This window comes from Hominimerdicola alba 8 (assembly GCF_000178155.2).
GTDB lineage: Bacteria > Bacillota > Clostridia > Oscillospirales > Ruminococcaceae > Hominimerdicola > Hominimerdicola alba_C.
The window spans coordinates 174730-187709 of sequence record NZ_ADKM02000134.1; the positions used below are offsets into that span (position 1 = coordinate 174730).

The following is a 12980-nucleotide window of genomic DNA, read 5'->3' on the forward strand; positions in this document are numbered from 1 at the left end:
TATGAAAAGGATACAAATATTTGAAAACGGAATAAATGTCGTCTTTGAGATAACGGATGAGGAGCAGATCAGGCTGCTTCACTTTTCTTCATTGCCGTTTGATGAAAGCACTTTGACCTCGAAAACAGGTACGGTAGGCTTTTCAATGGTTGAACTGCAAGTCAGCGGTATCGATCGCGCAGGCGAACGTCATGGCAATAAGTACATCGTTACAGCACCCGGATACCGTTTGAAATATAAAGATTTTAAAGATGTGAACAACTCTGTCGGCAGAAAGCTGGAGATCACATGTTTTGATGCGGAAACAGGACTTGAAACTGTATCTCATATGCAGTTCTATAATGGTACACAGGTTGTCAGAACATGGACTGATGTCAATAATTGTGGTACAGAAACATGGACGATAGAGTATGTTTCATCGTTCTCGCTGACAGGTCTTGAAAAAGAAGGTTTACTGCCGCAGAATGAAAAAATACGAATTGGAATATGTCACAATTCGTGGCAGCGTGAACTTCAATGGCAGTTCTGCGGATTGGAAGAGGTTGGTCTGGGGTTGGCGCAAAATCCGAATTTTCAGCATTCTTCAAAGGTGCTGGGTGTGACGAATGTGGGCAACTGGTCGTCAAAGGAATATATTCCGATGGGATATGTTGAGAATTCCGAAGTTGGTTCTGCTCTGATGTGGCAGATCGAACACAACGGTTCGTGGCACTGGGAGATTTCCGACCGTGAGGGTCACCTTTATTTGCAGCTGTCCGGTCCAAGTGAGATCGAGTCACACTGGTCGAAAGATCTGGCACCTGAACAGAGTTTCAGATCTGTATATTGCGGCGTGTGTGCTGTTAGCGGCGGATTTGATGAAGCGGTCGCAGAAATGACACGATACCGCCGGCTTATCCGTCGCAAAAACCGCGATAATGAACGTTTAGCTGTCATTTTTAATGACTATATGAACTGTCTGTGGGCTGACCCGACTGCTGAAAAAGAGTTCCCGCTTATTGATGCAGCGGCTGATGTCGGATGTGAATATTTTTGCATAGATGCAGGCTGGTATGCTGACGGCATTTGGTGGGACTGGGTAGGCGAATGGCAGGAGAGTCGAAAAAGGTTTCCGAATGGTCTGCGGGAGGTCACTGACTATATTCGCAAAAAAGGGTTAGTTCCGGGCGTTTGGCTGGAAATTGAAGTAATGGGCATAAAATGTCCTCTTGCCGATAAACTGCCAGACGACTGGTTCTTTGTAAGACACGGTAAGCGAGTGTTTGACAGAAGCCGCTATCAGTTAGATTTTCGCAATCCTGCGGTGCGGGAACACTGTCATGAAGTTATCGACAGACTGGTCAGAGAATATGGCGTTGGGTACATAAAAACGGACTATAATATAGAACCGGGAATAGGTACCGAAATTGGTTCTGACAGCTTCGGTGATGGTTTGATGGAACATGAAAAAGCCTATTTAGCGTGGCTGGAAGAGGTTTTTGACCGACACAAGAGTCTAATAGTCGAAAATTGCTCCAGCGGAGGTCTGAGAATGGACTACGCAATGCTTTCGCGCTGTTCGATACAATCGACCTCAGACCAGGACGACTACCGAAAATATGCGACTATCGCCGCAAATGCGCCCTCAGCGCTGTGTCCTGAGCAGGCTGCTGTGTGGAGTTACCCGCTCACGAACGGTGACCGCGAAGAGGTCGTTTTCAATATGGTCAACGCTATGCTTCTGCGAATTCACCAAAGCGGTGATCTGGCTGATCTTTCAGCTGAGCGCCGTGAACTTGTGCGTGAAGCGATCGGCGTTTATAAGAATATTCGCACCGATATCAAGGTTGCTGTGCCGTTCTTTCCACTGGGAATGTCCAAATTTACGGATAATTGGTCAGCGCTCGGACTTAAGTCGGAAGGCAAGACCTATCTTGCTGTATGGCGGCGTGAAGGTGATGACCACTGCATGATACCTCTGGCAGGACATGTGCCTGAAAATGCCGAGATATCCTGTATTTACCCATCATTCAATAATTATAGATATCGGTATTATCCCAATAATCGGACTCTTTCTCTTCGTTTTGACAAGCCTTATACAGCACGTCTTTTTATGATAGAATACTTATCATAAATTGCTTTAATATAGATATACAATTATTGCTGTGATGACCTGACCGATTATTGCTGACTTTTAATATAATACAAAAACAGAGAAGGGAGATAAAATGGACATAAAAATACCAAGATATGTATCTGCTGTACTTGATGTGCTATCAAAAAATGAATATGAAGCATACATTGTCGGAGGCTGTGTAAGAGATAGTCTGATGGATAAATCCCCCCATGACTACGATGTTTGCACTAACTGTACTCCTTCGGAGATGGTCAGGATATTCAATAATTTTCACACCATTGAAACAGGTCTTAAGCATGGTACGCTTACTGTGATGTCTGAGCACATGCCCGTCGAAATAACCACTTATCGAAGTGATGGTGAATACACCGATCATAGACGACCTGATACAGTAAAATTTGAAACTGAACTTCGCGAGGATCTTCGCAGGCGGGATTTTACGATCAATGCGATGTGCTTCAATCCTGATGAAGGCATCGTTGATATGTTTGAGGGAGAAAAAGACCTTGAATTGCGCGTTATCAGATGCGTTGGCAAAGCTGAGGAAAGGTTTGAAGAAGATGCTCTGCGGATAATGCGCGCGCTTAGATTTGCGGCGGTTCTTGATTTTTCTATAGAAGAAAATACATCTTTGGCGATGAGAAAGAAGGCTCATCTGCTAAACGCAATTTCTGCTGAACGTATTTTTACCGAACTCAAAAAGCTGATCTGCGGCAAAGCTGCACGCAGGATCCTTCTTGAATACAGTGATCTGATCGCGCTGATCATTCCCGAAATAGCGCCTTGTATCGGCTGTGCTCAGAACAATATCCACCACTGCTACGATGTGTATGAGCACATCTGCCGAAGTGTCGAAAGCATTGAACCAAATGACGAATTACGCCTTACAATGCTGTTTCACGACATCGGCAAGCCGCAGAAAAAGACCACCGATGAGGACGGTCAGGATCATTTCAAGCTCCATCAGCTGGCAAGTGCAGATATCGCTGAACAGGTGCTCACTCGTTTGAAAAGCTCCAAAAAGACTCTTGATATGGTGACTTCACTGGTGCGCGAACATGATAACCGTGTCCCGCCGAAACGCCGTTCACTTAAGCGATTTATAGCAAAATATGACTATGATTTCTTTGAAGCATGGCTTAAAGTCCGCCGCGCTGATACTCTTGCTCAATCCGACTATATGCGTGCCGAAAAGCTGGCAGAACTTGATGAACTTGCTCGTCTTGGTGAAGAGATAAAGGCTGATATGTGCTGTCTTAAGGTCACAGACCTCGCAATTAATGGTCACGATGTCATGTCAATGGGGTATAAGGGTGCTGAGATAAAGACAGTTCTCAATTTTGCCCTTGATGCTGTCATAGATGAAGTATCAGAAAATGAACATGACACACTTATGGATTATGTTAAGGAGAATTTCCATGTCTGAGCGCACAGTCCTTGTCATAAGATGGTCACTTCTGGCGGTGATGTGTATCGTTATTTTTGTGTTTTCGGGCTTTCCGGGACATGACAGCACTGAGCAGAGCGGTGGTATCGTTGATGCTCTTATCCGCGTGCTGGTTGACGACCTTGAAACAAAGTCGCCTGACGAGATACACGGCATGAAGGAGATGCTGACGATATTTGTACGCAAAGGTGCCCATTTTACCGAATATGCACTGCTCGCGTGCCTTGCTTTCAGTGCTTTTCTGAGGTTGAAAAAACGTGGTCTGCGATGGCTTGCGGCAGTCGGATTTACATGCTTTTACGCTTGTACTGACGAGTTACATCAGACATTCGTTCCCGGTCGTGCAGGCATGGTAAAGGACGTTATTCTGGACACTTGTGGCGGAGTATTCGGTGCGGTCATCGCATGTGTCATCTCGCTTATCGTGGCGGCACGTATTGTTCTGAAAAGAAACTCAGTCGAATAAATGCTTTAAAAATTCGGCTTTATGTTGTGAAAAAAATATTAAATTTGTGCAGTCTGCATATTCTTTTTTGCGATTAACCAAACATTCTTGACAAACGCATTCATCTGAGATATAATTAATTATAGGTATTTGTTAGAATGAATGGTGGTTAAATATGGATAATAAACCTAAATTTACTGATAAAATGCTGACGATGCTGGGGTTCAGACCACACAGCGAGTATGTCAAGAACTATTTCTACAGCACTAATATGAAAGCGAGCATCTACATGTCCGTCATTGTGATCGTGCTGGAGATATGGATGATAATACGTTTGACAAAAACGATAATCGTTAACAATTTGCAGGACAGATTATCTTATTTTTTTGAAAATTACTACTTATATTATTTCATTCTGCTTGCATCAGGTCTTGCGATGCTTATTTTTGCGGTGCGTTACGTGCGGGGGAAGACAGATAATAAAAAGATAGGTTCTGCGATAAAATGGGTCTTCTCGCTTGTCAGCATCTATTTCGGCATCAAGATATCAATGCACGATTATGCTAAAGGTGAGCAGATACTCACTTTTCTGACGATGGAACTGTTCGTTGTATGCTTGTTGACATGGCGCCCTATAGTGGGATTTGGTATTCTCACGACTTCGTATGTCTACTTTTTCCTCAGGCTGGATAGTATGGTCGCAGTTAATACGGGTGAGGTCGGATTGACTCTCGGTTCACAGATAAACAGCTTTACCATGTGGCTCTCGACCATGATGTTCTGTATCTCAAACTATAATAAGACACTCTCTCAGGCGCTCAAAGAGGAGAGCCTGCAAAATGTAAATGCCCATCTCAGCCGCATTTCGGTGCATGACGAACTTACGGGTATCCACAATATGGTCTACTTCCGCAGCGAAGCTGAGAAGCTGCTGAATTATGTGACAACTGACAGGGATAAGGTAGTTTTTCTGTTTTTTGACATTGAAAATTTCAAGTCTTATAACGAGAAATACGGTTTTCACGGCGGCAATGAACTTCTGAAAAAGGTAGCGGATATGATCGTCGATGCCTACCCGAACTCGCTTGTGTCCAGATATTCGGACGATCACTTTGTAGTTCTGACCAGTGACGAGGGCTGTGAAGCTAATGCCGAACGCCTTTCAAATGAAGTCAGCTGCATGCAGGACGAAGTGCATCTTCAGCTAAAATGCGGGGCTTACAAGCCCGCAGGCGAAGAGTCTGATCCGAGCCTTGCATGTGACAAAGCGCGTTTTGCCTGCAACAGCATCAAAAAGCACTTTTACAGCAATTTCCGCTTCTACGATAAGACACTTGAGGACAAATTCCAGCTCAAGCAATACATCGTCAACAGCATCGACAACGCCATCACAGGTGAACATATCAAAGTTTTCTATCAGCCTGTCGTATCCACAAAAACGGGCGATATAGTCGGGCTTGAAGCACTTGCCAGGTGGGACGACCCGCAGTATGGTCTTCTGCCGCCCGGTGCATTTATTGAGATACTGGAGGAATACAGGCAGATACACAAGCTGGACATCTGCATAATTGACAATGTCTGCCGCGATTACCGCCGCGCTACCGATAACGGCGAAACTTTTGTGCCCGTGTCACTGAACTTTTCGCGTTTGGATTTTGAACTTTGTGATATCGTAAGTGAATTGGATGCGCGTGCGAAGAAGTATAACGTTCCGCCCGAATTTCTCGATGTTGAGATAACCGAGAGCGCGTTGTCCGATAATCAGGGATCTTTGCAGGAAGCTATGAAAAAACTGCGTGAACTGGGCTATAAGGTATGGCTGGACGATTTCGGCAGCGGTTATTCTTCTATGAACGTGCTGAAAGACTACAGCTTCGATGTTCTTAAAATAGACATGAAATTTCTGCGCGGTTTTGAGAGCAATCCCAAGACACGCCCGATAATACAGAACATTGTCAATCTCACCCAGACCCTCGATATGATCAGCCTTACTGAGGGCGTTGAAACACGGGAACAGTTCGATTTTCTGGCTTCCATCAACTGCGACCGCGCACAGGGCTATCTTTTCAGTAAGCCTCTCCCGCTGGAAGAACTTCACAAGGAATTGGCAGAAGGCAAGCTGAGATTATCCGATGAATTTAAAGCTGTTCAGCACTGAATTAAATAAAGCTGTTCAGCACTAAATTAAATAAAGCTGTTCAGCAATGATAAAAAAGACTTCTTCAAGTTGGAAGAAGTCTTTTTCGTTACTTAGTCTTTTCTTCATAAATGGCGGCAACTTCATCGATGTCGCCCGCAGCTATCAGCTGACCGTGTTCAAGGAGTATCGCCTTGTTACAGATACGCTTGACCTGTTCCAGCGAGTGCGACACGAACAGCACCGTCACATTCGACTTGAACATGCTCATTATCTTAGCCTCGCTCTTTTTGCGAAATTTAGCATCACCGACCGACAGGACTTCATCAAGTATAAGTATGTCTGGTTCGACCTGCGTGGCTATTGCAAAGCCGAGCCTTGTTTTCATGCCCGAAGAATAGTTCTTTATCGGCACATCAATGAACTTCTCCAACTCAGCGAATTTAACTATGTCATCGAACTTTTCGTCAACGAATTCCTTTGAGTATCCCAGCACCGCACTGTACAGATATATGTTTTCAGCACCGGTGTACTGCGAGTCAAAGCCTGCACCAAGTTCCAGCAGCGGCACAAGCCTGCCGTGTCTTATGACCTGACCCTCAGTGGGCTTGAAAACGCCCGCTATGACTTTCAGCAAGGTACTCTTGCCCGCGCCGTTAAGCCCCAGAATGCCCACACGGTCGCCCTTTTCGACTTTGAATGACACATTTTTCAGCGCCCAGAACTCGTTGTATTTCAGTTCGCCTTTCAGCATTTTTATCATGTATTCTTTCAGACTGTCCAGTTTTTCCTGACTCAGGTTGAACTTCATGCCAACATCGTTGACCTCTATCGCATATTTAGCCATTATGTTATCCTTTCGTAAATGCCCTCTTTGCTTGTGACAAAGAGGGCATATTTTTATATGTGAAGTATGAATTTATCCTGATTTTTCTTGAACATCAGCACGCCTACCAGAACGCTCAGAACACTCAGCACAGCGGGCATTATCACCCATGCGGGTTCATGGAACATGTTCTGTCCGTAAACAGCAGCGCGGAAATCCTTGATGATGGCGAACAGCGGGTTTATCTTGAACACCCACTGATAAGTGCCCAGCTTTTCCACCTTGTAGAAGATGGCGCAGGTGTACATTATAAGCATCAGCGCAACGTCCCAGAGATATTCAAGGTCGCGGAAGAATACAGACAGTGTTGAAAGTATCATGCCCGCACCGAATGTCAGCAGCAGCAGCATCGTCAGCGGGAGTATCGCTGTCAGCACCCAGAGATTCGGGTATACACCGAATACCAGCGTCGCACCCACCAGTACTATCAGCGATATGGCAAATATAACGAAGTTGAAAAGTACGCTGGAAAGCGGATAGATGTATTTTGGCACATAGACTTTCTTTATCATGCCCGCATGCTGCCTTATAGACTTCATAGCCGACTTCGTACCCGTTGAGAAGAAGCTGTATAACAGTCTGCCCGTCAGTATATATACAGGGAAAGTCTTGTCGTCTTTGCCGAAGAATGTGCCAAAGACTATGGTCAGCACACAAGTGGTCAGCAGCGGTTCAAGCAGCGTCCACAAAATGCCCAGATAAGAGCGGCGGTATTTCAGCTTGATACCTTTTTTGACCAGTTCGCGCAGTAAAAAACGGTATTTCTTGAAAGTTTTGAGTTGTTTTTTCAGCATATATTACCTCTCGATCAGCCATAACGACACACAATGTCCGTATGGCACTTATATATATTACCACATCGGCATTTTAAAGTCAATTATACTTTCGCACAAAAAAGCCATTGTGCTTAAAGATGATTATGTGGAAAATCGGGCGTTTGTGACCTTTTTATGGTTTGGTTGCGCAGTTTTTTCAGACCTGTCACTCGTTCGCAGAAAAAATTATATCATCACCTATTGACAAATCGGAGGAAATCGGCTATAATAAGCCATGTCAAGAGGACAACAAGTTGAAATTAAGAAAGGAAGGTGAGTCAGATGAAAAGAACAAACAGTTATTTCAGTACAGACAAAAATTTCACAGCCAATAATTCCATAAGACAGGTGACTTGCCGATACAGTCAGCGATAATTCGCAAAGACTCCCGAATATCCGAGTTTACGGCACGTTCCCCGTCTGTGGGGGCGTGCCTTTTTGTATATTTATTTGGGCTGTAAAGGCAAAATACTTGATAGGTGTGATATAAGATAAACACTGTAAATCTACATAACTTGACAAGACAACAAAGGAGAATAATATGTTTGAATTGAACGGAAAATACGGCACCGCGAAGGTGTTCACCGATATATGCGATGAAACTGCCATCGCACAGATAATAGAACTTATGAACCAGCCGATGTCTGAGGGTCAGCGTGTGCGCATAATGCCCGATGTACATGCGGGTGCAGGCTGCACCGTTGGTACTACCATGACCATAACCGATAAAGCTGTGCCTAATCTGGTGGGCGTTGACATTTCCTGCGGTATGGAAACTGTCAGACTGAAAGAGAAGCACATCGAAGTACAGCAGCTTGACAAGCTGATATACCGCGAGATACCATCAGGTTTCAATATTCGCAAGAAGCCCCACCGCTTCAACGCAAAAGTCGATCTGACCGAGTTGTACTGCTTTGACCACATCGACCACAACAAGGCGATACACAGCTTGGGTTCGCTGGGCGGCGGCAACCACTTCATCGAGGCTGACAAGGGAAGCGACGGCGGGATATACATCGTCATACATTCAGGTTCGCGCCATCTGGGTCTTGAGGTGGCAAAATACTATCAGGAGGAAGCATACAAGCGTCTGAACGGCTGTTCAAAGACCGACATTGACGAACTTATCGCCCGCCTGAAAGCTGAAGGCAAGGAAAAGCAGATACAGCAGGAGATAACAACGCTTAAAAACACCAAGCGTACCGATGTCCCGAAACAGCTGGCTTACACTGAGGGTGAACTGTTCGAGCAGTATATCCACGATATGAAGATAGTCCAGCAGTTCGCTACCCTGAACCGTCAGGCGATGATGGATGAGATAATTCGCGGCATGGGTCTGCATGTTACAGACCGGTTCACCACACTGCACAACTACATCGACACCGACAGCATGATACTGCGTAAGGGCGCTGTTTCGGCAAAAGCGGGAGAAGTTCTGCTGATACCCATAAATATGCGTGACGGAAGCCTTATCTGCACAGGCAAGGGCAATCCCGACTGGAACTGTTCTGCACCTCATGGCGCAGGCAGACTGCTTTCGCGTTCGGCGGCAAGGGCACAGCTGACCCTGACAGAGTTCAAGCGCGAAATGAAGGGCATCTACAGCACATCTGTTAACTCAGGTACTCTTGACGAAAGCCCGATGGCGTACAAGAATATGGAAGATATCGTCAACAACATCGGTGATACCTGCACAGTTGAAGAGGTCATAAAGCCTATTTACAACTTCAAGGCCGGCGAATCGGAGGAACACGGGAATTCCCGCAGGAGGTAAGATATGGAAGAAAAGTTCGTACCCTACGAAAAAATGAGTCCCCGTGAGCGCCGCAAAGAGGACGCCAAGCATCGCCGCACATGGGGTGGTCTGAACCCCCGCACACGCAAGGCGGATAGCGGCAAGATATACAAGCGCGGCGACAAGCACAAGCGTACCGAACTGAATTGGTACACAAAACTCAGATGAAAAAAACACCCGCAGAATGGCTGTTCTGCGGGTGTTTTATAGCAATCCGCCTTAAAATTCAGACAAGATCCGGTCACAAAACCCATAAATCCCAGCTTTTGCGACTGGATTTTGTGAATTTAAAAAGTTGGATTGCTATAGTAAACGACATATTTACAGTATGCACTCCATGCAGGTCTTTTGCACCGTCATGCCCATCGCTTCGTAGAAAGCCCGCGCTGTGGGGTTCTTTTCCCAGACATTCAGGGTGATGTTGTAACAGCCTGCATTTTTTGCGAAAGTTCTGACAGCTTCATACAACTCTTTACCGATGTGCCTGCCGCGTGCATTTTCATCAACGCATATGTCATCTATGTACAGCGAGCGTATGTTTGTGGTGGCAGTGTCGGAAGTCGGCTCTTTTATCACGCAGAAAGCGTAGCCGCGCAAAACATCTTCCTTATCGCACCAGCCGAAAACAGGCGTGCTGTCGTCGGCAAGTATTGCCCTGAGTTCATCTTCGCTGTACTTAGTACCGCCGTCAACAAAAAGGTCGGGGCGACCGTCAGCGTGTACTTTGCAAACCTGTCTCAGCAGTGACATTATCTGCGGTGTATCTTTTTCCTGCGCTCTTCTTATCATATCTGCACCTCACTGTGTTCTTTTTTACATATTATACCACATCATAAGCGATCTTTCAAGTGCAAAAGAAAAAGCCCCCGAAAAAAATCGAGGGCTAAGAGCTGATACCCGGATTCGAACCGGGGACCTCATCCTTACCAAGGATGTGCTCTACCACCTGAGCCATATCAGCGACCGTATTTACGCCCGAACTGAGCGCAATTTCAATAAAAAAGCCCCCGTATTCGAGAGCAAGAGCTGATACCCGGATTCGAACCGGGGACCTCATCCTTACCAAGGATGTGCTCTACCACCTGAGCCATATCAGCTTACCATCGGTCAGCGAGTTCATCGTCAACCGACTTAAATATTATACACTATATCTGTGGATTTGTCAAGCCCTTTTTCGATTTTTTTTAAAAAATTTTTTTTACGTTTTTGACATGTGCCGCGATCTTAGATATATCGGTGACATTCACTGAGCCGTCGTTGTTCACATCAGCGACCTTAGTCTGATAGTCATCGGCAAAGCCCCTGACCTGCTTCACATAGCCCGCTGTTGCTGAAACATCTGTCACGTTTATTTTGTTGTCGCCGCTGACATCACCGACCTTGCACAGTTCAATATCCTGAAATTCTTCGGGGCGCGCTCTTTTGCCGAACTTGAAACCCTTGAACTCTTTTGTGACATATCCTTTACCTGCAAAGCTGATGTCGTAAATGCCGCGCTTTAATGACAGACTGAAGCTATCATCAGATGTGCCCGCATAGCTTTGTGCTTCGGGGTCGCCGCTCAGCTTTGCGCTTATCGTATATCCGTTCATCGGCTGGTCGGAAAACTGCTTTCTGCCGCTGATGACATTGCCAAAGACTGTCTTATCGCCGCCGCTGTAGCCATCTCTCCTGACGGTGAAAGTCACTTCCGCACTTTCGGTGACAGTAGTATTACCCGCATCGAAGGCGGGGGAGTCCTTAGTTTCGCCAAAGACAGAGAAAAGTTCTATCCTGAAATTGTCATTGTCAGTGCCGTCATCAGCACCGTATATTATCTTCTCGCCGTCCAGTGCGATATCTTTGCCATCAATGACGACCTTGTCAACACTGACTTCGCCCACTTCAAAATAGCAGTCACTCAGGTCTATTACAAACATTCCCAGACCGTTCATCGTGCTTTTTCCACCTTTGTTGTCGGCCGGCATGGTAACTTTCAGGGTGTTCTGTCCTTCGTCTATCTGTACCTTGCTCTGCCAGCTTTGCAGGCTCAGGTCACTGTTAGCAAGTCCCAGTGAGGCGATGAAGCCGCTTTTTTCGGCATCTTCTGCACATACAGCGGGCAGCGCTCCGCAGGTCATTGCCAGTGCTGTAATAAAAGCGGATATTTTTCTCTTTTTCATTGTTTGTCCTCCGTTTTTTACACGTTTTGTTTTTATACCATTTTACAACAAAATACAGACTTTGTCAACCGTTAAGATATTGGAAACATTTCAGTACAAAAAAAGACACTCCCGCTGTTTTGCGGAAGTGCCCCACGCTGTCATTTTATGATCAGATTGAAAAGTCCCAGAACAAAGCCTATCAGTGCGCCAAGATTAACTATCATGCTCAGTTCCTTGTTCATCACTGTTATGACCAGCCGTTCCATTTCATCTATCGGCATATCATTTATCTTATTCTCGACCATTGCGGCGAGGTTCAGCTTCTCGAACAGTTTGTCAACGTACTTGTCAACAGTTTTGCGGTAAACTTTTCCTATCATCTCCGCAAGACGCTTTTCATCGACCTTTACAAGTTCCAGCAGTTCAAGACCCGTCTTGTCGCCGCCGTCTGTCAGCTTGCTCTCAATGACAGGCTGAACACAGCCCATGCCCTCGCGGTCTATCATACCGCGTATCTTGCCCACCAGCGGGGCAGTCAGTGAATGTATCCTCTCTTCGGATATCAGCTTTGATATCATCGAACTGCCTATCTTTTCCTTGATGGACTCATTAGCCTTCTCAACAACTATCTCAGGCAGCTGTGAAGCGGATATCTCATCGACTATCTGCCTGCTCAGCATCTCGCTCAGCTTGACTTTGCCGCCCTCATAGACATCTTCTTCGCAGTGGGTCAGCTTGCATATCTCGTCTTTCAGCTTGTTTTTCAGTTCTGCGGTAATGACCTCAGTTACACGATGTTCTATCTCACCGCCCAGCAGTTTCGCTTTTATGTCGTCTTTTGTCAGCAGATTATTGCCGACCACATTGCCCACCGCCTTAGCCAGACGCGGTTTGCCTTTTGGTATCGCACCGGGCGTGAAAGGCAGTACTTTGCCGAACACCCTCACTTCATGACGCGGGAAGAACAGCATCTTCACTGCGATGTAGTTGGTGAAATACCCGATGACAGCGCCTATCAGCGGCGCTGAAAGCATTTTCAGAATTTCCATTTTGTCACTCTCCGTTTGTTTTTCTCTTTATATTATAGCGATCCATCTTTTTTAATTCACAAAATCCGGTCGCAAAAGCTGGGATCTATGGGTTTTGTGACTGGTTTTTGTCTGAATTTTAAGGCGGATTGCTATAGGTCATATCG

The 12980-nt window shown here is 45.8% G+C and carries 11 protein-coding genes and 2 tRNA genes; 6 read left to right on the forward strand and 7 right to left on the reverse strand.

The genetic code is table 11. From position 1 onward, the window contains the following. The first annotated feature begins 1 nt into the window (after position 1). From CUS_RS17995 to CUS_RS18010, 4 genes are all read left to right on the forward strand, one after another. The gene (locus tag CUS_RS17995) at positions 2–2113 is read left to right on the forward strand and encodes a glycoside hydrolase family 36 protein (protein WP_002853193.1); all 2112 of its coding nucleotides are present in this window, start codon (positions 2–4) and stop codon (positions 2111–2113) included. Between the two features lie 94 nt (positions 2114–2207). Further along, the gene (locus CUS_RS18000) at positions 2208–3542 is read left to right on the forward strand and encodes a CCA tRNA nucleotidyltransferase (RefSeq protein ID WP_002853262.1); all 1335 of its coding nucleotides are present in this window, start codon (positions 2208–2210) and stop codon (positions 3540–3542) included. After that, a complete protein-coding gene (locus CUS_RS18005) occupies positions 3535–4029 on the forward strand; it encodes a VanZ family protein (protein WP_002853277.1) in 495 nt (164 codons plus the stop codon). Before CUS_RS18000 ends, CUS_RS18005 begins: the two co-directional genes overlap by 8 nt. A 154-nt stretch (positions 4030–4183) precedes the next feature. After that, complete coding sequence (locus tag CUS_RS18010; protein ID WP_002853328.1) at positions 4184–6166, forward strand: putative bifunctional diguanylate cyclase/phosphodiesterase; 1983 nt, start codon at positions 4184–4186, stop codon at positions 6164–6166. An 88-nt stretch (positions 6167–6254) separates the two neighbouring features. On the opposite strand, the gene CUS_RS18015 is transcribed toward CUS_RS18010, so the two are convergent. Next, on the reverse strand, positions 6255–6992 hold the full coding sequence (locus tag CUS_RS18015; RefSeq protein ID WP_002853185.1) for an ABC transporter ATP-binding protein: 738 nt from the start codon (positions 6990–6992) through the stop codon (positions 6255–6257). A gap of 53 nt (positions 6993–7045) precedes the next feature. Next, positions 7046–7825: an ABC transporter permease gene (locus CUS_RS18020; protein ID WP_002853415.1), complete on the reverse strand. Its 780-nt coding sequence runs from the start codon at positions 7823–7825 to the stop codon at positions 7046–7048. 562 nt (positions 7826–8387) lie between these two features. Here CUS_RS18020 and CUS_RS18025 point away from each other — a divergent pair. Further along, on the forward strand, positions 8388–9620 hold the full coding sequence (locus CUS_RS18025; protein WP_002853352.1) for an RtcB family protein: 1233 nt from the start codon (positions 8388–8390) through the stop codon (positions 9618–9620). Between the two features lie 3 nt (positions 9621–9623). Further along, positions 9624–9809, forward strand: a complete 186-nt coding sequence (locus CUS_RS18030) for a hypothetical protein (RefSeq protein WP_002853423.1) — start codon at positions 9624–9626, stop codon at positions 9807–9809. A gap of 153 nt (positions 9810–9962) precedes the next feature. Here CUS_RS18030 and CUS_RS18035 read toward each other — a convergent pair whose 3' ends face one another. From CUS_RS18035 to CUS_RS18055, 5 genes are all read right to left on the reverse strand, one after another. Beyond that, positions 9963–10430 carry a GNAT family N-acetyltransferase gene (locus CUS_RS18035; RefSeq protein WP_002853184.1) on the reverse strand — a complete coding sequence of 156 codons (468 nt, stop codon included), beginning with the start codon at positions 10428–10430 and terminating at the stop codon, positions 9963–9965. 99 nt (positions 10431–10529) lie between these two features. After that, positions 10530–10602: transfer RNA gene (locus CUS_RS18040), tRNA-Thr, on the reverse strand. A 63-nt stretch (positions 10603–10665) separates the two neighbouring features. Next, positions 10666–10738: transfer RNA gene (locus CUS_RS18045), tRNA-Thr, on the reverse strand. Between the two features lie 87 nt (positions 10739–10825). After that, complete coding sequence (locus CUS_RS18050; protein ID WP_002853411.1) at positions 10826–11803, reverse strand: dockerin type I repeat-containing protein; 978 nt, start codon at positions 11801–11803, stop codon at positions 10826–10828. A 140-nt stretch (positions 11804–11943) separates the two neighbouring features. Next, positions 11944–12834 (reverse strand): DUF445 domain-containing protein, encoded by an 891-nt coding sequence (locus tag CUS_RS18055; RefSeq protein ID WP_002853345.1) that lies wholly within the window; start codon positions 12832–12834, stop codon positions 11944–11946. Positions 12835–12980: the final 146 nt, after the last annotated feature.

Bases quoted from the DNA above. Each gene is read 5' to 3' on its own strand.
- CUS_RS18050 (WP_002853411.1), bottom strand. From the start codon at position 11,803: ATGAAAAAGAGAAAAATATCCGCTTTTATTACAGCACTGGCAATGACC.
- CUS_RS18015 (WP_002853185.1), bottom strand. From the start codon at position 6,992: ATGGCTAAATATGCGATAGAGGTCAACGATGTTGGCATGAAGTTCAAC.
- CUS_RS18000 (WP_002853262.1), top strand. From the start codon at position 2,208: ATGGACATAAAAATACCAAGATATGTATCTGCTGTACTTGATGTGCTA.
- CUS_RS18025 (WP_002853352.1), top strand. From the start codon at position 8,388: ATGTTTGAATTGAACGGAAAATACGGCACCGCGAAGGTGTTCACCGAT.
- CUS_RS18005 (WP_002853277.1), top strand. From the start codon at position 3,535: ATGTCTGAGCGCACAGTCCTTGTCATAAGATGGTCACTTCTGGCGGTG.
- CUS_RS17995 (WP_002853193.1), top strand. From the start codon at position 2: ATGAAAAGGATACAAATATTTGAAAACGGAATAAATGTCGTCTTTGAG.
- CUS_RS18020 (WP_002853415.1), bottom strand. From the start codon at position 7,825: ATGCTGAAAAAACAACTCAAAACTTTCAAGAAATACCGTTTTTTACTG.
- CUS_RS18010 (WP_002853328.1), top strand. From the start codon at position 4,184: ATGGATAATAAACCTAAATTTACTGATAAAATGCTGACGATGCTGGGG.
- CUS_RS18035 (WP_002853184.1), bottom strand. From the start codon at position 10,430: ATGATAAGAAGAGCGCAGGAAAAAGATACACCGCAGATAATGTCACTG.
- CUS_RS18030 (WP_002853423.1), top strand. From the start codon at position 9,624: ATGGAAGAAAAGTTCGTACCCTACGAAAAAATGAGTCCCCGTGAGCGC.
- CUS_RS18055 (WP_002853345.1), bottom strand. From the start codon at position 12,834: ATGGAAATTCTGAAAATGCTTTCAGCGCCGCTGATAGGCGCTGTCATC.